The following is a 20,504-nucleotide window of genomic DNA, read 5'->3' on the forward strand; positions in this document are numbered from 1 at the left end:
CCGGTGAGCGTCAGGACGCCGCGCTGGCGTCCGCCTCGAAAATCTCACCACCCAGCGCCACCGCACCCTCTCGCAGCATCGCATAGGCGCGCGCCACGGCTTCCGGTGAGCCCTTGACGCCCAGGTCGATGTGCGAGCGGGCATAGCGCTCACCGCGCGCTGCATCCCCCACGCTGGGCAGACTGAAGACCTTCACGCCATCGAACTCCGCTTCGATGCGCTCCATCAGCGGTGTAAGCCGCGACTCCGGCAGGCCAAACACCAGGAACGAGCGCTCCTCGCGCGGCGCGCGGTGGAATTGATCAGCGTAATAGGTGTCGAGCACCCACTCCATCATCGGCCATGCCATCACCGGAAAACCCGGCATGAAATGGTGATGCGCCACCGAGAACCCGGGGATGCGGTTATAGCTATTCGGGATGATGCGCGCGCCCTGGGGAAACTCACCCATCTTGAAGCGGTGCTGGTTTTCGGGCGTTGAGACATCCGCCTTGACCGGGTCACCGTTGGCCGACTCGGCGATGCGCAGCGTGATCTGCTCGCGCGCTTCCGGATGCAGCTCCAACGGTACGCCCAGCGCAGCGGCCGCGCATTGGCGCGTGTGATCATCGGGCGTGGCGCCAATGCCGCCAGTGCAGAACACCACGTCCTCGCTGGCGAACGTACGCTTGAGTACGTTTGTAATGCGCGCGGGCTGGTCGCCGACGTACTCGGCCCACTCCAATGTCAGGCCGCGCTCGCCGAGCACTTCGATCAGCTTGCGCAGGTGTTTGTCTTCGCGGCGGCCGGAGAGGATCTCGTCGCCGATGATGATCATGCCGAAAGCCATGTCAGTTCCGATGGTTTCTGATTATTCGCGAGGCAGTTCAATGGTAGTAACTTCTATCACGCTGGCCTCGACCATGCGCGCAGGCGGCGCTTCAGCACGCAGACGCGTGAGCGCACGCAAGCAGAAGTGGCCAAACCACAGCGCCGAGAAAATAAAGATCAGCACATACAGCCAGATCACGGCGATGGCGATGATCGGGAACAGCACAATCGTCACCACCGACGACACCCACAGCAGCGTCGGCGCCGAGCCCAGCATGCCAACGGCGACGCCGATGCCTAGCAGCGGTACCCGGTAGCGCTGCATGATCGCGCGGCGCTCTTCTGCAGTCGCGTGATCAGCCAGCGCATCGTACGTCATCAAGCGGTACGTGAGCCAACCCCACAGCAGCGGCGGAATCAGCGCGAAAAACGGAGGAATAAGCCACAACGGCAGCGTGACGATGGCCACGAGAATGACCACCAACGTGCATAGCAGCGCATGCGTCAGGCTGCCCAGCACCGAGCCACCCTTGCGACGCTCAAGCTGCGGATAGCTGCGATCAAGATAGCGCATGACCACCGGCACCGACGCCACGCTCACCAGCACGAGGATCGACACGACAATCACCGGCACGAGCAAAGTGATCACCAACAGCGGCGCGATCGCGGACCACAACCCCGCCATACCAATCGCGTTCAGGCCGCTCTTGATCCAGCCCATGAAGGCCCAGCCTTCCACGGCGTTGCGGGCCATGCCGTTCATGGCGTCCCAGCCGAAATACAGTACCCCGCCCCAGACCACCACGGCCACGGCGAAAGGCAGTACCGTCAGGAACAGCATGCGCGGATGCAGTTGCGAAAGCAGCGCGCGGCCAAATGAGCGAATCAGGTCGTTCATGCAGAAATGGGGGAATCAGAGAGCGAACAGCCTAGCATAGCGTGCAGAAATCACGCGCGCGCCGTCCCGCCCGGGCTTTACGCGCGGCCGAACAGGCGCTTGAGGCCAAGCCACTGCTGACGCAGCACGCCGCGCCCGTAGTCGCGCGAGCGCCCTTGCGGGGAGGGAAGTTGATCGCGGATACCGGTAGCGTGGTACTCGGGCGAGAAGATGGCGGTGCCGAACAGCATGTCCCACCATGGGAACAGCACGCCAAAATTGCAGCCGCCGAGCACACCAGGCTTGCCCGGCACCTCATGCCCCAGTCCAATGGCGTGATGCAGCCGATGGAAGCGCGGCGAGATCAGCAGCCGATCGCCCAGCCAGCCGAAATGCAGCCGCACGTTGGCGTGCTGCAAGCTTTGCAGCAACTGCGAAATGGCCACCAGCAGCACGTACTGCGAGGGTTCCACCCCAACAACCAGCGCCGCAGTGGCAAACACCGCACCACGCAGCACATCGTCGAGGATGTGGTTGCGGTCATCAGACCACAGCGTCATCTGCTGCTGACTGTGATGCAGCGAATGCAGGTTCCACCACCAATGGAATTTGTGCGACAGACGGTGATACCAGTAGTCGAGCAAGTCGAACAACACCAGATAGATCAGAAAGCTGACGATGGCAACCGACGTCACGCCCGGCCACCAATCTTCCACGTTCAGATGCGCCCAGCCCCAGAAGCGCAACCTGCCGTCGAGAGCGTCGATCAGCGGGTGCAGCGTGAAGAACAGCAACAGCGGAAAGAAACCCAGACGGTGGAACAGCGTGTAGAAGATGTCGGCACGCACGGCCTTGCGATCTTGCACCGGTTCTACCGGGCGCCAGCGCTCCAGCGGGCGGAAGATCAGCAGCAGCACCGCGATCTGCACCAGCCCCATCAGCAGCCATTCCGTGCCGGGGTAGGCATCTTCAACGTAACCACCTAGGCCGATGGCATAGGTGATCGGCATCACGACGTGCTGGAAGAGCACATCCTGCGCTTGCGTGAAGGTGTCGGCGATCCAGTCAAACATGTCAGCGGGCCGCAGTGTGAGCCGGGTGGGCACCCAACCAGGCTTGGTACTGCGGATGATCGCGCAGCGTGGCGAAGCAGAAACCCTTGCGTTCCAGGCCGGTGATCAGCGGCTCAAGGTCAGCCGGCGCCCACGGATCCCTACGCGACCAGATGCCCAGGTGCGCCATGGCGATGTCGCCATCGCGCAGGCTGGACAGCGCCTTCTGCAGCAACGCGTCGTTCGGATAACGCTCGGACGGCAACTCGTCGCCCAGGAAACCGGCGGGCGCCCAGGCCACGTGGGCGAACCCGCATTGCTTCGCCCAAGCCTCTGTCGTCGCCGAAAGGTGACCACCCGGCGCACGCCACAGCGGGTCCATCGGCTGACCGGTCATGGCCTTGAAGCGCTCGGCGCTGCGTTTGAGCTCCGCACAGAATTCGGGCTCACTCCACACGACATTGCGGCCACCCTCCTCGCCAAACTGCGGGCGGAAGCGGACCTTGCCCGCACCTGCCTCGCCCTTGTAGTAGACGTGATCGAAGGTGTGCGTACCGAAGGCGTGGCCGTCGGCGGCTAGCGATTTCCAATACGGGGCCCAGCCGTCATCCAGCGTGCTGTCGCCGTGGATGGTCTTTTCGTTGGCGAGAAAGAACGTGGCGTGGATGCGATGGCGACGCAGCGTATCGGCAATCAACTGCGCCTGGCTCATGCTGCCGGTGTCGAAAGTGAGGTAAACGGTGCCTTTGCATGCACCGGCGTTCACACCACCGGGTGCAGCCGCGGCCAACGCGCACAGGCCCAGCGCCGCTGTGGCAGCAGCGGCCGTGCGCAACATCGACAGGCCGGGCTTCATGGTCGTGACGCTCAATTCAGTGGAGCGCGCGTGCGGAAGTAAATGCCGTGCGGCGAGCGCCCGACCTTGATCTCTTCCACGACCTTGCGGCTTGCAACGTCGACGATCGCCACGCGCTTGGCCCAGCGGCAGGTCACCCAGAGTTGCTTGCCGTCGGCGGTCAGTTCCATGTCGTCGGGGCCGGGCGGCAGGCCTGTGATGTCGCCCACCTTGGTCAGCGTTTGCTGATCGATGATGCTGATGGTGCCTGACACGCGGTTCGAGAGGAACAGGTGGCGCTTGTCGCCCAGCGCGCGGAAGTTGTGCGCGCCCTTGCCAGTCGGGATGCGCTTGACGCTGGTGCGGTTGTGCCAGTCGATCACTTCGACGTAATCGGCGCCGGTCATGCCCACCAACAGGTATTTCTGGTCAGTCGTCACCCACACGCCGGCCGGCGCGGAGCCAATGGTCATGCGCCACATCACGTTCTGCGTGGGCAGGTCGATGGCCATCACCTCGTTGGAATCCTGCACGGTGACGAACGCGATCTTGCTGTCGGCGGTAAACGCAATGTGGCTGGGCGTCTTGGCCGCCGGAATCTGTTTGGCGATGGTCAGGGCGTGGCCGTCCCAGCGATAAATATCGATGCGGTCTAGACGGTTGCCCGTGGTCAGAAACCACTTCTGGTCAGGCGAAAAGCCAATCTGATACGGATCGTCAATGTGCGGCACGCGCTGCTGGATCTTGCCCGTGACAGGGTCGAGGAACACCAGATCGTTGCCGACGGCGTTCGCGACGATCAACGACTTTTCGTCGGGCGTGGCGATCAGGTGATGCGGCTCTTTGCCGATCGGGAACGTCTCGAGCACCTTGCGGGTGTCCTTGTCGATCAAAGAGACGCTTGCGTCGCCCGAATTGAGCACGGTGACGACTTCAGCACGCGCCGCATGCGCGGCCATCAGAGTAGCGGCCGACAGGACTAGCGTGGAGAACCAACGGGAGGCAAACGAGGCGCGCAAGGCAGACATAACGAGAAGATTCAGCAACTTAGCTAACCATTTTAACGCTGGGATTTATGCCGCCGCTGACACAAATCAAAAAAAGAAAAGGGGAACTTTCCCCGCCAGCAAGAAAGCATCGTGCAGCTATCGCTGCATCGATTCCCACACCTTCTGCAGCCGCTTGACCGACATCGGCACCGGCGTGCGTAATTCCTGTGCAAACAGAGCGATACGCAGCTCCTCAAGCATCCAGCGGAATTCCTCCATGCGCGGGTCGTTGCCGCCCTGCCCTTGCACGCGCAGCGCCTTTTCCGCGCGTTGGTATTGCTGGATGAGCGGCGCCATCTCCTGCATGCGTTGCGTATCGCGGGCCGGGTCCGCCTTGAGTTTATCGATGCGCAGCGCGATGCCCTTCAGATAACGCGGAAAGTGCGTCAACTGCGCATACGGCGTCGCCTCGATAAAACGCTTGTGCATCAGCGTCTTGAGCTGTGCGTCGATGTCGGCGGTGGCTGCAGCAAACGGCTTGGCGATCTGCAGCTTGCGCGGCAGTTGCGCATATTCGGCCAGGATGGCGCCGACCAGCCGTGCAATTTCCTGCGCCAGCAACGTCAGGCGCGCGCGGCTTTCGTCCTTGCGGGCACCGAAACTGGCGTCATCGATGGGCAGCGGGTCTTGCAGGCAGGCACGCTCCAGCGTGGCATCCAGGATCTGGTCACGCAGATCGTCCTGCGTGCCCAGGTTCATGAACTTGATCGCCATCTGCGACAGGCCCGGGATGTTCTTTTCCAGGTACTTCAACGGCTCGCGCAGCTGGATCGCAAACAACCGGCGCAAGCCCAGGCGATGGATGCGCGTGGCTTGCGCCGGGTCGTCGAAAACTTCCACGTCGCAGTGATCGCCGGCATCGACGAGTGCCGGATAGCCGAACAGCGTCTGGCTGCCTTTGCGGACTTCCAGCAGTTCCGGCAACTCGCCGAAATTCCAGGTGGTCAGCCCCGAGTACAGCGCGGCGTTGGCCGGGGCTTCCGCCTTGCCACTCTTGCCGGCTTGGCCTGCCTTGGTGCCCTCGCTCGGGGTGCCAGCCACGGCAGCATCCTGCGCGGCGATCGACTGAAAGGTCTGCTGCGCGCGTCCGCCCAGTTCCGCGCGCAACTGGGCCAGATTGCGGCCCATGTCGAGCTGCCGGCCGTGCTCGTCGATCACCTTGAAGTTCATGAAGTGATGCGCGGGCAGCGTCTCGAGCTTAAAGTCGGCGCGCTTGAGCGCGATGCCGGTCTGCTCGCGCACGTCGGCGATCAAGCGGTCGAGCAGATCGCCATCCCCCAGCCGCACGCGCGACACGAAGCCGGCGGCGTAGTCCGGCAACGGCACGCAATGGCGGCGCAGCTTCTGCGGCAGACTCTTCAGCAGCAGATGCACCTTCTCCTTGAGCATGCCCGGGACCAGCCATTCGGTGCGCTGCGCAGGGACCTGGTTAAGCGCATACAGCGGCACGGTGAGGGTCACGCCATCGCGCGGGCTGCCGGGCTCGAAGTGGTACGTCAGGCCCATGTCGATACCGGCAATCGGCAGCACCTTCGGGAACAGGTCGGTCGTGATGCCGGCCGCCTCATGCCGCATGAGGTCATCGCGATTCAGGTACAGCAGCTTCTGGCCGCTTTTGCCGCCCGCGCTGGCGGCCTCGGCATACCAGCGCTCGAACGACACGGTGTTGTAGATGTCCGCCGGAATCTGGCTGTCGTAGAACGCGTAGATCAACTCGTCGTCCACCAGCACGTCTTGCCGGCGTGACTTGTGTTCGAGGTTTTCGATCTCGCGCACCAGGCGCTGGTTGTGCGTGAAGAACGGCAGGCGCGTCTCGAACTCGCCATCGACCAGCGCGCGGCGGATGAACATCTCGCGCGCTTCCTTCGGCTGCATCGGCCCAAAGTGCACGCGGCGCTGTTGATAGATCGGCAGGCCGTACAGCGTGCCGCGCTCGAAGGCCATCACCTGGCCGGCCTTCTTTTCCCAATGCGGATCGCTCCACGACACCTTCAGCAGATGCGCGCCGACCTTCTCTACCCATTCCGGCTCGATGCGTGCCAGCGTGCGACCGAACAGGCGGCTGGTCTCGATCAGTTCGCCGCCTACGACCCACTTGCCCGCCTTGCGCGCAATGACCGACCCCGGCCACAGGAAGAACTTGATGCCGCGCGCGCCGAGGTATTCACGGCCTTTCCCATCCGCCTCCTCGATGCGCACACCGATGTTGCCAAGGAGGCCCGTCAGCAGCGCCAGATGCAACTGTTCATACGTCGGATCGGATTCGTTGAGCTTCCAGCCCTGCTCCGCCACCGTGGTGTGCAACTGCGAATGCACGTCGCGCCATTCCCGCAGCCGCACATGCGACAGGAAGTGCGAACGGCACTGCTCCTGCAGCTGCTTGTTCGACTTCTTGTGCGCGACGGCCTCTTCAAACCACTTCCAGAGCTTCACCCAGCCGAGAAACTCCGATTTCTCGTCGGCAAACTGGCGGTGCGCTTGATCCGCCTGCTGCTGCAGTTCTTGCGGGCGCTCCCGTGGGTCTTGCACGGACAAGGCGCTTGCGATGATCAGCATCTCACGCAGGCACTGGTGGTCGCGGCCGGCCAGAATCATCCGCGCCACGCGTGGGTCCAGCGGCAAGCGAGCGACCTGCTTGCCCAGCGGGGTCAGCGCATTCTCATCGTCGACGGCACCGAGTTCTTGCAAGAGCTGATAGCCATCGGCAATCGCACGGCCCAGCGGCGGCTCGATGAAGGGGAACTGCTCGACGTCCGTCAGCCGCAGTGCCTTCATGCGCAGGATGACTGCCGCCAGCGACGACCGCAAAATTTCCGGATCGGTGAAACGCGGCCGCGCAATGAAATCCGCCTCGTCATACAGGCGAATGCAGACGCCATCGGCCACCCGGCCGCAACGACCGGCACGCTGGTTGGCCGCAGCCTGCGACACCGGCTCGATCTGCAGTTGCTCGACCTTGTTGCGATAGGAATAGCGCTTGACGCGCGCCAGCCCCGTATCGACCACGTAGCGAATACCCGGCACCGTGAGCGAGGTCTCGGCCACGTTGGTCGCCAGCACGATGCGGCGTGCGTTGGACGGCCGGAACACACGTTCCTGCTCCTGCACGGACAAGCGCGCAAAGAGCGGCAGGATCTCGGTATGCGCCGGATGGTGCTTGCGCAGCGCCTCGGCCGCCTCGCGAATCTCGCGCTCGCCGGGCAGGAAGATGAGCACGTCGCCCGGGCCTTCGCGGGCGAGTTCATCGACCGCATCGACGAGCGCTTCGTAAAGATCGCGCTCCTTGTCTTTCTCGTCGCGCTGGATCGGGCGGTAGCGCACCTCGACCGGATACAACCGCCCGCTGACTTCGATGACCGGCGCCGGCCCCTTTGGGCCGGCAAAGTGCTCGGCAAACCGCTGTGCGTCGATGGTTGCGGAGGTGATGATCAGCTTCAGATCCGGGCGGCGCGGCAGAAGCTGCTTGAGATAGCCGATCAGGAAGTCGATGTTGAGGCTGCGTTCGTGCGCCTCGTCAATGATGATCGTGTCGTAGGCGCGCAGCAACGAATCGTTCTGCGTCTCGGCCAGCAAGATGCCGTCGGTCATCAGCTTGACCGACGCGCCCGCCGACAGCGTATCATTGAAGCGCACCTGGAAGCCCACGTGCTCGCCCACCGGCGTGCCGATTTCCTGCGCGATGCGCTTGGCGGTAGACGTCGCGGCAATCCGGCGCGGCTGCGTATGACCGATCAGCCCGGTACCGCCCGCGCCGATGCCTCGCCCGATCGACAAGCAGATCTTCGGCAACTGCGTGGTCTTGCCCGAGCCGGTCTCGCCCGAGACGATCACCACCTGGTTCGCGGCAATGGCCTGGGCGATCTCGTCGCGCCTGGCCGACACAGGCAGCGCTTCGGGAAACGTGATCGGCGGGACGCGGTTCGCACGTGCGCGGCGCGCCTCGAGCGCCGCGGCGAGTTCTTCTGGCGTGGGCTTTTGGCGGCGCTGCGGACGCGCATTGCCGCCGGGCTTGCGCTCGGGCGGCGGCGTGTCTTTCGGCGGTTTCTGAGAGGGCGCCGGCGGGCGTGGCCGGGGCGGCTGGGCGTGGGAATCTGACATCGGGCGGGATTATAATCCGCGCATCTTTCCCGCGCCGGCCCGCGCCCCGTGCCGCTTTTCCTCCTCCGCCCGTGACCGCTCGTTCCTCCGCCCCTGCCCCCGGCGTTTCCCTGGTGGCGCACACGCCCGCCCCCGTCGATATCGCTCCGATCCCGCCCACGCCCGAACAGCAGCAGTTCGTGGACTGGCTGCGCGAGGTGGCGCCGTACATCCATTCCTTCCGCGACAAAACCTTCGTGATCGGCTTTGGCGGCGAATTGGTCCAGGCCGGCATGCTGGGCGCGCTCGTCAACGATGTCGCCCTGTTGCACGCCATGGGCATGCGCATCGTGCTGGTGCATGGCTCGCGCCCGCAGGTGGAAGAACAGCTCGCCCTGCGCAACGTGAAAACCACGTTCGTGGATGGCGTACGCGTGACGGACGGCGCTGCGCTGGAATCCGCCAAGGAAGCCTCCGGCGAACTGCGCCTGGATATCGAAGCCGCCTTCAGCCAGGGCCTGCCCAACACGCCGATGGCAGGCGCGCGCATGTCGGTCGTATCCGGCAACTTCGTAACGGCGCGGCCGGTGGGCATCGTCAACGGCGTGGACTTCCAGCACACGGGGCTGGTGCGCAAGATCGACGCGGAATCGATCCAGCACTCACTGTCCAACCGCAAGATCGTGCTGCTCTCGCCGCTGGGCTTCTCGCCCACGGGCCAAGCGTTCAACCTTTCGATGGAAGACGTGGCCGCCAACACCGCCACGGCGCTCAAGGCCGACAAGCTCATCTTCATCACGGAGCTGCCCGGCATCATGGACCGCGTGGGCAAGCTGCAACAGGATCTGTCGATGGAAACGGCCATCGAACGCCTGCGCGACGGCAGCCTGTCGCACGACACGGCGTACTACCTGCAGCACATCGTCAAGGCGATGCGTGGTGGCGTGCGCCGTGCACATGTCATTCCGTTCGCGCTGGACGGCAGCATCCTGCTGGAGCTGTTCCTGCACGACGGCGTGGGCACCATGGTGTCGCACACCGATCTGGAATACCTGCGCGATGCCACGCTGGATGACGTGGGCGGCATCGTCTCGCTCATCGAACCGCTCGAAGCTGACGGCACGCTGGTGCCGCGCGAACGCCGGCTGCTGGAGCGCGACATCGCCAACTTCTCGGTCATCGAGCACGACGGCATCATCTTTGGCTGCGTGGCGCTGTATCCGTACCCGAAGGACGGCATGGCCGAAATGGCTTGCCTGATCGTCTCCCCCGACAGCCAAGGCACCGGCGACGGCGAACGCCTGCTCAAGCACACCGAAGTGCGCGCCCGAGCGCTGGGCCTCAAGCGCCTGTTTGTGCTCACCACGCGGACGGAACACTGGTTCCTCAAGCGCGGCTTCGTACGTGCCAGCGTGGACGATCTGCCGGAAGACCGCCGCAAGCTGTACAACTGGCAGCGGCGCTCGATGGTGCTGATGAAGAAGCTCTAAACCCTTGGCGTGCGTCGTGGAATCCAAGCCCGGCGGCGCGCGACCTTTACAATAGCGGCACCTGCGTCGCGCTTGAGCGGCGCTTCCGCCACACAAGAGGAACCCCCATGGCCCGCATGGTCCACTGCGTCAAGCTCAACAAGGAAGCCGAAGGTCTCGACTTCCCGCCCCTGCCCGGCGAACTGGGCAAGAAACTCTGGCAAAGCGTCTCGAAGGAAGCATGGGCCGGCTGGCTCAAGCACCAGACCATGCTGATCAACGAAAACCGCCTGAACATGGCCGATTCGCGCGCACGCCAGTACCTGCTCAAGCAGACCGAGAAGTACTTCTTTGGCGATGGTGCAGATGAAGCCGCCGGCTACGTGCCGCCGCCCTCGGCCTGATCTGCCGCCATCAACAACAAAGCCGTTCAGCGCAAACTGAACGGCTTTTTGTTTGGGCAACGCCATTGAACGTGCCGCAACGGGCGCAAAAAAAACTGCCCATTTGCATGAGCAGCTTTTCGACAATGCGCAAACAGCGATCAGAAATCGCGACGCTGCACGCCCGCTTCGGTCCCCAGCAGCAGCACATTGGCGCCGCGCTTGGCAAACAGGCCGACCGTCACCACGCCCGGAATCTCGTTGACCACCGATTCCAGGCCCTTCGGATCGGCAATGCGCAGGCCCACCACATCGATGATCACGTTGCCGTTATCGGTCTTGTAGATCTGGCCTTCCTTGGTCATGCGCAGGCGCGGCTGACCGCCCAGCGCAGCCAGTTGGCGCGCCACGGCCGCACGTGCCATGGGCACCACTTCCACCGGCAGCGGGAAGGCACCCATCGTCTCGACAAGCTTGCTTCCATCGGCGATGCAGACAAACACGCTGGCGACCGAGGCAACGATCTTTTCGCGCGTGAGCGCACCGCCGCCGCCCTTGATCATGGCGCCCGAGGCGTCGATCTCGTCAGCGCCGTCCACGTAGACGGGGATGGCGTCGACTTCGTTCAGATCGAGCACCGTAAAGCCGTGGCCCTGTAGGCGGCGCGTCGAAGCCTCGGAGCTGGACACCGCGCCGGCGAAGCGTGCCTTGTGCGGCGCCATCGCGTCGATGAACAGGTTGGCCGTCGAGCCGGTGCCGACACCCAGCACGGCGCCCTCGGGCACGTTGGCCAATACGTAGTCTGCGGCGGCTTGTGCCACCAGCGCCTTCAGTTCATCCTGCGTCATCGCAAACACTCGGTCGGATCGGAAAGCCCGCTAGTGTACCGGATCAACACGACAGCTCTCGGCCGTCTGGCGGAGCGAGACCTGCGGAGTACAATCGATTCATCCTTCCACCTCCAGCGCAACGCAGGAACGTACTTCGGACTCGCTTCATGACTCAGCTCGATCAACTCAAGCAGTTCACCACCGTCGTCGCCGACACGGGCGATTTCCAGGCCATGCGCGCCTACGCGCCGCACGATGCAACGACCAATCCGTCGCTGATCCTCAAGGCTGTGCAGAAAGCCGAATACCGCCCGCTGCTCGAACAGGCCGTGCGCGACGCTCGCAGCGACAGCGTGGAAGACATCATCGATGCCGTGCTCGTGGCATTCGGCTGCGAGATCCTGTCGATCATCCCGGGCCGAGTGTCCACCGAAGTCGATGCTCGCCTGTCGTTTGACACCGAGGCGACAGTCGCCAAGGCGAAGCATCTGATTGCGCTGTACGAAGCGCGCGGCGTGGCGCGCGAGCGCGTGCTGATCAAGATTGCGTCGACGTGGGAAGGCATCCGCGCAGCAGATCAGCTTCGTGCCGAAGGCATCCGCTGCAACATGACGCTGCTGTTCTCGCTGGCCCAGGCCGTGGCGTGCGCGGAAGCGGGCGTGCAGCTCATCTCGCCCTTCGTCGGCCGCATCTACGACTGGTACAAAAAGGATGCCGGCGCCAACTGGGACCCGATCGCCCAAGGCGGCCCGAACGACCCCGGCGTGCAGTCCGTTCTGCGCATCTACAACTACTACAAGAAGTTCGACTACCCGACCGAAGTGATGGGCGCGAGCTTCCGCAATATCTCGCAGATCGTCGAACTGGCTGGCTGCGACCTCCTGACCATCAGCCCGGATCTGCTCGCCCAACTGCAGCAGTCCGACGCGCCGGTCGAGCGCAAGCTGTCTCCGGACAACGCCAACGCGGCCAATATCGTGCGCCTGCCGGCTGACGAGAAATCGTTCCGCTGGCACATGAACGCGGACGCCATGGCCACCGAAAAGCTGGCCGAAGGCATCCGCCTGTTTGCAGCGGACGCGATCAAGTTGGAAGCGTTGATTGAGCCGTTGCGCGCAGCGGCGTAAGAAGAAAGCCGGGTCTTATCCCAGCATGGCGGGCAGGCACACGCCCGCCGGCTGGTGGATCACGAGGTCCGCCGTTGCATCCAGGGCGCTTGGCTCCGGATTCACGACGATCACCTTGGCGCCATGGTCCTTCGCCAGCCCCGGCAAGCCAGCGGCCGGATATACCATGCCGGATGTGCCAACTACCACACAAACGTCGCACGTATTGGCCGCCTCTTCAGCACGGTAGTTCGCAACCAGCGGCAGTTGCTCGCCAAACCACACCACGCCCGGGCGCAGCATCGCGCCACACGTCGCACAACGCGGCGGCCTGCCCGGCTCGGCGGTGGCGATATCGCATTTGCCGCAGCCACCCAACCACTTGTTGGCAAACAGGTTGCCGTGCAGCTCGATCACCCCTTCGCTGCCGGCGCGCTGATGCAAACCGTCGACGTTCTGCGTGACGAGCGTCACCGCCTTGCGCTTGGCTAGCGCGGCAATCGCAAGATGGGCCGGATTCGGCTGCACCTGCAGCACACGCTCGCGGCGCTCCTGATACCAGTCCCACACCATGCGGGGGTGCTTGCGGTACGCGGCCTCGGTCGCCATGTCTTCCGGGTTGAAGCGCGACCACAAGCCAGTCAGGGCATCACGAAACGTAGGGACACCGGATTCGGCCGAGACGCCCGCGCCCGTGAGCACCATGACGTGCTGGGCGGCCTCGACCCAGGCGCGGGCCTGGGCCAATGCGGCCGCATCGGATGCGACCGAGGGTTCGATGCTCATTACTTCCTGGCAGGTGCCGCCGCGCGTTGGCGCACAGCCTCAAACAGGCAAACGCCGCTGGCTACCGACACGTTCAGGCTTTCCACGCTGCCGGCCATCGGAATGCTGACCAGCGCGTCGCACGTTTCACGCGTGAGGCGGCGCATGCCTTCGCCTTCGGCGCCCATCACGATGGCGGTGGGGCCCTTGAAGTCTGCCTGGTAGAGATCCTGTTCGGCCTCGTCAGCCGTGCCGATCACCCACACGCCGCGCTCCTGCAATTCACGCAGCGTGCGCGCCAGGTTGGTCACGGTGATATACGGGACGGTTTCAGCCGCGCCGCTGGCGACCTTGGCGACCGTCGTGTTGATCCCAACGCTGCGGTCCTTCGGCGCGATCACGGCATGCGCGCCGGCAGCATCGGCCACGCGCAGGCAAGCGCCGAGGTTGTGCGGGTCCGTCACACCGTCGAGCACCAGCAGCAGCGGCGTGCCTTCGATGCCGTCGAGCAGTTCATCAAGATTGAGCGCCAACGACAGCGACTCTGCCTTGGCAACCACGCCCTGGTGGCGGTCGGTACCGGCAATGCCGCGCAGACGGTCGGCGTCAGCGGGAATGAGGCGCACGCCCGCTGCTTCCGCCGCTTTCAGGAAATCCTGCATGCGGCGGTCGCGGCGGTTGGCCTCGAAGTAGATTTCGTCGATCGACTTGGCGCCGTGGCGCAGTCGGGCGGTAACGGCATGAAAGCCGATGAGGAGCTTGGATTTAGACATGGCGCGATTGTACCCGTCCGCCCTCGCTCCCCGGCCGCTTTAACGCCCCTTGGTCTTGCGCGGGGCCTTGCCTGCCACCTTGCGCGGCGCAGCGGTCTTGGCGCCACCCTTGGGCTTGGTGCCACGCGCCGTCTGCTTCTTGCGCGCAGGCTTTGCGTGGGCATGGCCCGGGGGCAGTGCACGGCTACCCGGCTCGAACACCGGCTGCTCTTCGATGACGCGATCGAGCGTCTCGTCGAACGACTCCTCCGGCTTGGCCGTACCGCCCAACAATGCGGCCAACTGGCGCGGCTTCTTGCGGCCAACCGGCGGCGCCGGCGTCGCCCCGGCAGGCTGACGCGCCACCGAGGCTTCAGGCGCTCCGGTCACCTTGGCCGGGCGCAGCGTCTTGGTCGACGGCTCCTGGATCAGGCGGAAATCCATCTTCCGGGCATCCAGATCGACGCGCAGCAACTGCACGCGCACGCGGTCGGTCAGGCGATAACGGATGCCCGTGCGCTCGCCGCGCAGCTCGTTGCGCGCTTCGTCGTATTGGAAGTAATCGCTGCCCAGCTCAGTCACGTGTACCAGACCTTCCACGTACAACTCGTCGAGCTGCACGAAGATGCCGAACGAGGTGACGGCGCTGACGGTGCCCGAGAACTCGTTGCCGAGCTTGTCGCGCATGAAGTAGCACTTGAGCCACGCCTCGACGTCGCGCGAGGCTTCGTCGGCGCGACGCTCGTTGGCCGAGCAATGCACGCCCAGCTCATGCCAGATCGCTTCGACCTTCGCCTTGTTGACAACCGCTGCCGGCACGCCTTTCTCGGCTTCAGCCTGCAGACGACGCGCCTTGGGCGATAGCGCGCTGTTCAACTGCACGCCCGGTGCCAGCGCCGGCACATAACGCGTGCGATGCAGGATCGCCTTGATGGAGCGATGCACCAGCAGGTCCGGATAGCGGCGGATCGGGCTCGTGAAGTGCGCATACGCCGGATACGCCAGGCCAAAGTGACCGATGTTGTCCGGGCTGTAGACCGCCTGCTGCATCGAGCGCAGCAACATGGTCTGCAGCATCGGTGCGTCAGGACGGGCGGCCACCTTTTCCATGAGTTCGGCGTAATCGGCGGCCTGCGGCTTGTCGCCACCGCCCAGCGTCAAGCCGCTGGTTTTCAGGAAGGCGCGCAGAGCCTGCAGCTTTTCCTCAGTCGGACCTGCATGGACACGGTACAGCGCCGGGTGCTTGTACTTCTCCAGCATCTCGGCCGCGCAGACGTTGGCCGTCAGCATGCACTCCTCGATCAGCCTGTGTGCATCGTTTCGGGTGCGCGGCAGGATCTGCTCGATCTTGCCCTGGGCGTTGCAGACGATGTACGTCTCGGTGGTGTCGAAGTCGATCGCGCCACGCTCGCGGCGTGCCTTGAGCAGCGTCTGATACAGCTCGTACAGGTCTTGCAGATGCGGCACCAGCGGCGCCCGCTTGGCCGCTTCCGGACCCTTTACGTTCGACAGGATGGCCCAGACCTCGTTGTAGGTCAGGCGCGCCTTCGAGTGCATCACCGCCGGATAGAACTGATAGGCCTTGATCTCGCCCTTGGCCGTGATCACCGCATCGCAGACCATGCACAGGCGGTCCACCTCCGGATTCAGAGAGCACAAGCCGTTGGAGAGCTTCTCCGGCAGCATCGGGATCACGCGGCGCGGGAAATAGACTGAAGTCGCGCGATCAATGGCGTCTGCATCCAGCGGATGCCCCGGCCGCACGTAATGCGACACGTCGGCAATCGCCACAATCAGGCGCCAGCCCTTGGTGCGACCGATCTTGACCGGCTCTGCATAGACAGCATCATCGAAGTCGCGCGCATCTTCTCCGTCGATGGTGACGAGCGACACATCGCGCAAGTCTATGCGGCCAGCCAGATCGGCATCGCGCACCACGTCGGACAGCGCTTCCGCCTCGCGTTGCGTCGGCTCAGAAAACTCGTGCGGCACGCCGTACTTGCGCACGGCAATTTCGATCTCCATGCCAGGGTCATCAATCTCACCCAGCACTTCGACCACGCGGCCAATCGGCTGCACGTAGCGATCCGGATACTCCAGGATCTCAACGCTCACCACCTGACCGACCTTGGCCTTGCCCTGGCCCTTGGGCGCGATCAGGATGTCGCGGCCGAGCCGCTTGTCTTCGGGCGCCACGACCAGCGTGCCGCTTTCAGAAAGCAACCGGCCGATGACGCGCTTGTTGGCCCGCTGCAGGATCTCGACGATCTGCCCTTCCGAACGCCCGCGTCGATCGTAGCCGACGGTGCGCACCAGGGCGCGGTCGCCGTGCATGGCCTTCTGCATCTCTCGTTCGGGCAGGAAGATATCGGGCTCGCCGTCATCGCGTACGAAAAAGCCGAAGCCATCGCGATGGCCAATTACCCGGCCTTCGATGAAATTGGGCTGGTGCGCCAGTTCGTAGTGCCCCTTGCGGTTGAGTTCGATCTGACCATCCCGCTCCATGGCGGTCAGACGCTTGATAAAGCCGTCATGCTCCTTGCGCGTGACCGACAGCGCCTTGGCAATATCGGTGGCAGACAGCGGAGACCCCGACGTGCGCAGCACACCGAGGATTTCCTCGCGGCTCGGGATCGGATAAGTCGGTTGATTCAATTTTTTCTTCTAGAGTGTTGACAGGATCGCAGGATCCCGTAATAATTACAGCTTCGGTACACGCACACCTGCCCAGGTGGCGGAATTGGTAGACGCACTAGTTTCAGGTACTAGCGGGTAACTCCGTGGAGGTTCGAGTCCTCTCCTGGGCACCAGAGTTTAGGAACGGCGCAACGCAAGTTGCGCCGTTTTTCTTTTCCGCGGCCGGATTGTTGTTGTTCAGTAGCTGACGCGACATTCCGCTAAGGGCGACGTGCATTGTGTCTTGGCTATCGCGCCAGGGCCGAACCAGGATCACTGGCCTCACCTGCCCCAACGCTGGGTGGGCTCGAAGCCAATGCGTCCACAAAAGACACACCACGCTTCGATCAACCGCGCAGCTCGCACTGGACAACTCCTGCAAAGCCAATCCGTACGCGGGTTTCGGGCCAACGCTGCGCCCGTGACATCAGGTTACCGAAGTGGCACGCACGACGCAAGCCGCACACGCCACTCCATCGCGCCTCGACGCAATCGACCAACGCCTCAAACCCCCGGCGCCTCACCGTTGCCAGCCGGGCGCGACTTGCCGCGCTTGATCCAAGCCGCCAGATTGTGGGGACGCAGCGTATCGTATTCCTCGAATGGTTGATGGATCCAGGGGTTGGTCGGCAGAAACTGAACGGCATAGTCGGGCTTGATCTTCGAGCACCCCTTGTGCCACAGCACAGCGGTACGCACGTCGGTCACGGCCGGATAACGCTCTTTCAGGTGACGCCCGACACGCTCCAGCGTGACCCCCGAATCCACCAGATCGTCCACCAGCAGCACGCGGCCCGACAGCTCGCCACGCGTCATCGTGATGTATTGCGCGATGTCGAGATCGCCTTGCTGCGTGCCGGCGGCTTCGCGATAGCTGCTGGTCGCCAGGATGGCCAACGGCAGATCGTAGATGCGCGAAAGCTGATCGCCAACACGCAAGCCGCCGCGCGCCAGGCACAGAATCTTGTCGAACTTCCAGCCCGACTCGTGCACGACGAGCGCCAAGCGCTCGATCAGGCCGTGGTAGTCGTCCCAGGACACCCACAGGTGCGAGTCGTCGTTGATCGGCTGGTTCATGGTGTACCTCTTCGTATCGTCAATACGGCGTGAGTTGCCGCTATCGTGTTCTGTTGAAAACGGGCTCCATGCAAATTCGCCCGGCAAATCACCGGGCGAATCTGGGAGCTGCGCGTCAGTCCTTGTAGGGATGACGCAGCAGGATGGTCTCGTCCCGGTCAGGACCGGTCGAAATCATGGCGATCGGAATACCGGCCACTTCTTCGACGCGCTTCAGGTAAGCCTGAGCGGTCTGGGGCAGCGCATCCCACTCCTTCAAACCGAAGGTCGAGGTGTTCCAACCCGGGAATTCTTCGTAGATCGGCTGGCAACGCGCCACGGCATCGGAGCCACGCGGCAAGATGTCAATTTGCTTGCCATCGAGCATGTAGCCAACGCACAGCTTGAGGGTTTCCAGGCCATCCAGCACATCGAGCTTGGTCATGCACAGGCCCGACACACCGTTGATCTGGATCGCTCGGCGCAGCGCGGCAGCATCCAACCAGCCCGTGCGGCGCGGCCGGCCGGTGACCGAGCCGAATTCCTTGCCGACATTGGCCAGACGCACGCCGATCGGATCTTGGCGCGCCGGGTTGTCCGCGTCATACAGTTCGCTCGGGAACGGGCCGGAACCCACGCGCGTGCAATACGCCTTGGTGATGCCAAGGATGTAATGCAGTTGGCCCGGGCCGACACCCGCGCCCGCGGCGGCATTACCCGCCACGCAGTTGCTCGACGTGACGAACGGATAGGTGCCGTGGTCGATATCGAGCAGCGTACCTTGCGCGCCCTCGAACATCAGGTTCTTACCGGCGGCGTTGGCAGCGAACAGTTCAGCCGACACGTCCGTCACCATCGGGGCGAGGCGGCCGGCGTAGGACAGCATCTCGTCCAGCGTTTGCTGGAAGTCCAGCGCCGGATGATTCAGGTACTGCGTCAGAACAAAGTTGTGGAAATCCAGGTTCTCGCGCAGACGCTCGGCAAAGTAAGCCGGGTCGAACAGGTCCTGCACGCGCAGCCCGCGGCGGGCCACCTTGTCTTCGTACGCCGGGCCGATACCGCGACCGGTGGTGCCGATCTTGGCGGCGCCGCGCTTGGCTTCGCGCGCCTTGTCGATGGCCACGTGGTACGGCAGGATCAGGTTGGTCGCTTCCGAAATGCGCAGTCGGTTCTGCACCTGCACACCGGCGGATTCAAGCTCGTCAATTTCCTTGAACAGCGCCTCAGGCGACAGCACAACACCGTTGCCGATGTAACACGCGACGCCGTCACGCATGATGCCCGACGGGATCAGACGCAGAATCGTCTTCTTACCGCCGATGATGAGGGTATGGCCTGCGTTATGTCCGCCCTGGAAACGAACCACGCCTTGCGCATGATCGGTCAGCCAATCGACGATTTTCCCTTTACCTTCGTCACCCCATTGGGTGCCGATGACGACGACATTGCGTCCTTGGCTCACTGCTGGTGCGGACATGTTGAATTTGCAGATGGATTAAAAACGTATTCTACCCTTGTTGCCAGGGGCTTCCCTGAAATTACGGGGTATTTACACAACGTTATGCAACAGCCTCAGATCGAAGCGTTGCGCGGCTTGACGATCCAGCGGCCGCTCTCTTCGACGAGTTGCCGGTCGTAGGCGAATTCCTCCAGGTCTTCCGGGTGGCCCGGCAGCGACTGGATCACGATTTCGCCCGCAGCGCGCAGCACGGCAATCGCCTCGCGCAGTTTGGCGTCCCCCGACCAGGGCGCGTGAATGGCAGCGGCCCGCGCTTCCACCGGCGAAATCCCGGCGACCTCACGCAGGTCCAGCGAAAAACCGGTCGCAGGACGCGCGCGGCCGAAAGCCTCTCCGACCTTGTCATACCGGCCGCCACGCGCCACGGCATTCGGTACGCCGGCCACATAGGCAGAAAACATCACACCACTGTGGTAATGGTAGCCACGCAAATCGGCGAGGTCGATGTTAACGGTCGCACCGCCTGCACGCTCTGCCAGCGTAGCCAAGTCGTCGAGCGCACGGCCGACGGAGGGTAGCGCGGGCAACTGCTTACGCGCACGAGCGAGCACATCCACACCGCCGTACAGTGCCGGCAGCAGATTGATGGCATCGCGCTGCGCCGGCGGCAGATCGACCGTGATGGCGCGCAGAGCGGGCACATCCTTGGCGGCGAGCGCTGTGAAGAGGTCGTCCTGAATGCGGGCGGCGATCGGCGATTGCTCCAGCAGCGCCGCCACCACGCCAACGTGGCAGAGGTCCAGGCGCACATCTGCCAAACCAGCGGCCGACAGCGCGGCGAGCATCAGCTCCTGGATTTCCAGATCGGCCTCCAGACCGGCATGGCCATAGATTTCGGCACCGATCTGCAGCGGCTCGCGCGTGACGTGGAATCCGCTTGGGCGCGTATGCAACACCGAACCCGCGTAGCACAGACGCGTCACGCCAGCACGATTCAGCAAGTGGGCGTCGATGCGGGCGACTTGCGGCGTAATGTCCGCGCGCAGGCCGATGGTGCGGCCCGAGAGCTGATCGACCAGCTTGAATGTCTTCAGGTCCAGATCATGGCCGGTGCCCGAGAGCAGCGACTCGATGTATTCCAGCATCGGCGGCATGACCAGTTCGTAGCCGTAGGTGCGGAACAGGTCGAGCATGCGGCGACGCAACTCTTCAATCTTGCGTGCCTCGGAAGGCAGCACGTCAGCAATGGATTCAGGCAGCAACCAATTGGTCGGCATGGCGGTCTCGCTCTGGAGTCTTGGTACGGCA

At 63.7% G+C, this 20,504-nt stretch carries 16 protein-coding genes and 1 tRNA gene; 4 read left to right on the forward strand and 13 right to left on the reverse strand.

What is annotated here, in order from left to right:
• Positions 1-10: 10 nt before the first annotated feature.
• The 6 genes from CFE42_RS02380 to hrpA form a co-directional block, all read right to left on the reverse strand.
• Positions 11-829, reverse strand: coding sequence for a competence/damage-inducible protein A (locus tag CFE42_RS02380; RefSeq protein WP_004626357.1), 819 nt, complete (start codon positions 827-829; stop codon positions 11-13).
• A gap of 21 nt (positions 830-850) precedes the next feature.
• On the reverse strand, positions 851-1,708 hold the full coding sequence (locus CFE42_RS02385; protein WP_004626355.1) for an EI24 domain-containing protein: 858 nt from the start codon (positions 1,706-1,708) through the stop codon (positions 851-853).
• A 77-nt stretch (positions 1,709-1,785) separates the two neighbouring features.
• Positions 1,786-2,760 carry a sterol desaturase family protein gene (locus CFE42_RS02390; protein WP_004626353.1) on the reverse strand — a complete coding sequence of 325 codons (975 nt, stop codon included), beginning with the start codon at positions 2,758-2,760 and terminating at the stop codon, positions 1,786-1,788.
• A 1-nt stretch (position 2,761) separates the two neighbouring features.
• Entirely contained in the window at positions 2,762-3,595 is an 834-nt protein-coding gene (locus CFE42_RS02395) for a polysaccharide deacetylase family protein (RefSeq protein ID WP_004626351.1), read from the reverse strand.
• 11 nt (positions 3,596-3,606) lie between these two features.
• The gene (locus CFE42_RS02400) at positions 3,607-4,602 is read right to left on the reverse strand and encodes a YncE family protein (RefSeq protein WP_004626349.1); all 996 of its coding nucleotides are present in this window, start codon (positions 4,600-4,602) and stop codon (positions 3,607-3,609) included.
• A gap of 117 nt (positions 4,603-4,719) precedes the next feature.
• Positions 4,720-8,721 carry an ATP-dependent RNA helicase HrpA gene (gene hrpA / locus CFE42_RS02405; protein ID WP_004626347.1) on the reverse strand — a complete coding sequence of 1,334 codons (4,002 nt, stop codon included), beginning with the start codon at positions 8,719-8,721 and terminating at the stop codon, positions 4,720-4,722.
• A 113-nt stretch (positions 8,722-8,834) separates the two neighbouring features.
• On the opposite strand from hrpA, the gene argA reads away from it, so the two are divergent.
• Positions 8,835-10,190, forward strand: coding sequence for an amino-acid N-acetyltransferase (gene argA, locus CFE42_RS02410; protein WP_137911056.1), 1,356 nt, complete (start codon positions 8,835-8,837; stop codon positions 10,188-10,190).
• A 107-nt stretch (positions 10,191-10,297) separates the two neighbouring features.
• A complete protein-coding gene (locus CFE42_RS02415) occupies positions 10,298-10,573 on the forward strand; it encodes an oxidative damage protection protein (protein ID WP_004626344.1) in 276 nt (91 codons plus the stop codon).
• A 140-nt stretch (positions 10,574-10,713) separates the two neighbouring features.
• Here the strand turns inward: CFE42_RS02415 and rpiA are convergent, their stop codons facing one another.
• On the reverse strand, positions 10,714-11,400 hold the full coding sequence (gene rpiA / locus CFE42_RS02420; protein ID WP_004626337.1) for a ribose-5-phosphate isomerase RpiA: 687 nt from the start codon (positions 11,398-11,400) through the stop codon (positions 10,714-10,716).
• Positions 11,401-11,549: 149 nt separating this feature from the next.
• Here rpiA and tal point away from each other — a divergent pair, with 149 nt between their 5' ends.
• Positions 11,550-12,509: a transaldolase gene (gene tal / locus CFE42_RS02425; RefSeq protein ID WP_004626336.1), complete on the forward strand. Its 960-nt coding sequence runs from the start codon at positions 11,550-11,552 to the stop codon at positions 12,507-12,509.
• Positions 12,510-12,524: 15 nt separating this feature from the next.
• Here tal and CFE42_RS02430 read toward each other — a convergent pair whose 3' ends face one another.
• Genes CFE42_RS02430 through rnr form a run of 3 tightly spaced genes read right to left on the reverse strand, consistent with a single transcriptional unit; the run spans position 12,525 to position 16,660 of the window.
• Positions 12,525-13,274: an NAD-dependent deacylase gene (locus CFE42_RS02430; RefSeq protein WP_004626334.1), complete on the reverse strand. Its 750-nt coding sequence runs from the start codon at positions 13,272-13,274 to the stop codon at positions 12,525-12,527.
• On the reverse strand, positions 13,274-14,026 hold the full coding sequence (gene rlmB, locus CFE42_RS02435; RefSeq protein ID WP_004626332.1) for a 23S rRNA (guanosine(2251)-2'-O)-methyltransferase RlmB: 753 nt from the start codon (positions 14,024-14,026) through the stop codon (positions 13,274-13,276). The genes CFE42_RS02430 and rlmB overlap by 1 nt, the downstream gene beginning before the upstream one ends.
• A 39-nt stretch (positions 14,027-14,065) precedes the next feature.
• The gene (gene rnr / locus CFE42_RS02440; RefSeq protein ID WP_004626330.1) at positions 14,066-16,660 is read right to left on the reverse strand and encodes a ribonuclease R; all 2,595 of its coding nucleotides are present in this window, start codon (positions 16,658-16,660) and stop codon (positions 14,066-14,068) included.
• A gap of 70 nt (positions 16,661-16,730) precedes the next feature.
• On the opposite strand from rnr, the gene CFE42_RS02445 reads away from it, so the two are divergent.
• Positions 16,731-16,815, forward strand: a tRNA-Leu gene (locus tag CFE42_RS02445).
• Between the two features lie 370 nt (positions 16,816-17,185).
• On the opposite strand, the gene CFE42_RS02450 is transcribed toward CFE42_RS02445, so the two are convergent.
• The 3 genes from CFE42_RS02450 to CFE42_RS02460 all read right to left on the reverse strand — a co-directional run bounded on the left by CFE42_RS02450 (position 17,186) and on the right by CFE42_RS02460 (position 20,473).
• A complete protein-coding gene (locus CFE42_RS02450) occupies positions 17,186-17,758 on the reverse strand; it encodes a phosphoribosyltransferase (protein WP_004626329.1) in 573 nt (190 codons plus the stop codon).
• Positions 17,759-17,873: 115 nt separating this feature from the next.
• Positions 17,874-19,214, reverse strand: coding sequence for an adenylosuccinate synthase (locus CFE42_RS02455; RefSeq protein ID WP_004626326.1), 1,341 nt, complete (start codon positions 19,212-19,214; stop codon positions 17,874-17,876).
• Between the two features lie 95 nt (positions 19,215-19,309).
• Positions 19,310-20,473, reverse strand: coding sequence for an ATP phosphoribosyltransferase regulatory subunit (locus CFE42_RS02460; RefSeq protein ID WP_004626324.1), 1,164 nt, complete (start codon positions 20,471-20,473; stop codon positions 19,310-19,312).
• Positions 20,474-20,504 lie beyond the last annotated feature (31 nt).

This window comes from Ralstonia sp. PBBBR1, from assembly GCF_002256165.1.
Lineage (GTDB): Bacteria > Pseudomonadota > Gammaproteobacteria > Burkholderiales > Burkholderiaceae > Ralstonia > Ralstonia thomasii.

Bases quoted from the DNA above. Each gene is read 5' to 3' on its own strand.
- CFE42_RS02380 (WP_004626357.1), bottom strand. From the start codon at position 829: ATGGCTTTCGGCATGATCATCATCGGCGACGAGATCCTCTCCGGCCGC.
- CFE42_RS02385 (WP_004626355.1), bottom strand. From the start codon at position 1,708: ATGAACGACCTGATTCGCTCATTTGGCCGCGCGCTGCTTTCGCAACTG.
- CFE42_RS02390 (WP_004626353.1), bottom strand. From the start codon at position 2,760: ATGTTTGACTGGATCGCCGACACCTTCACGCAAGCGCAGGATGTGCTC.
- CFE42_RS02395 (WP_004626351.1), bottom strand. From the start codon at position 3,595: ATGAAGCCCGGCCTGTCGATGTTGCGCACGGCCGCTGCTGCCACAGCG.
- CFE42_RS02400 (WP_004626349.1), bottom strand. From the start codon at position 4,602: ATGTCTGCCTTGCGCGCCTCGTTTGCCTCCCGTTGGTTCTCCACGCTA.
- hrpA (WP_004626347.1), bottom strand. From the start codon at position 8,721: ATGTCAGATTCCCACGCCCAGCCGCCCCGGCCACGCCCGCCGGCGCCC.
- CFE42_RS02415 (WP_004626344.1), top strand. From the start codon at position 10,298: ATGGCCCGCATGGTCCACTGCGTCAAGCTCAACAAGGAAGCCGAAGGT.
- rpiA (WP_004626337.1), bottom strand. From the start codon at position 11,400: ATGACGCAGGATGAACTGAAGGCGCTGGTGGCACAAGCCGCCGCAGAC.
- tal (WP_004626336.1), top strand. From the start codon at position 11,550: ATGACTCAGCTCGATCAACTCAAGCAGTTCACCACCGTCGTCGCCGAC.
- CFE42_RS02430 (WP_004626334.1), bottom strand. From the start codon at position 13,274: ATGAGCATCGAACCCTCGGTCGCATCCGATGCGGCCGCATTGGCCCAG.
- rlmB (WP_004626332.1), bottom strand. From the start codon at position 14,026: ATGTCTAAATCCAAGCTCCTCATCGGCTTTCATGCCGTTACCGCCCGA.
- CFE42_RS02450 (WP_004626329.1), bottom strand. From the start codon at position 17,758: ATGAACCAGCCGATCAACGACGACTCGCACCTGTGGGTGTCCTGGGAC.
- CFE42_RS02455 (WP_004626326.1), bottom strand. From the start codon at position 19,214: ATGTCCGCACCAGCAGTGAGCCAAGGACGCAATGTCGTCGTCATCGGC.
- CFE42_RS02460 (WP_004626324.1), bottom strand. From the start codon at position 20,473: ATGCCGACCAATTGGTTGCTGCCTGAATCCATTGCTGACGTGCTGCCT.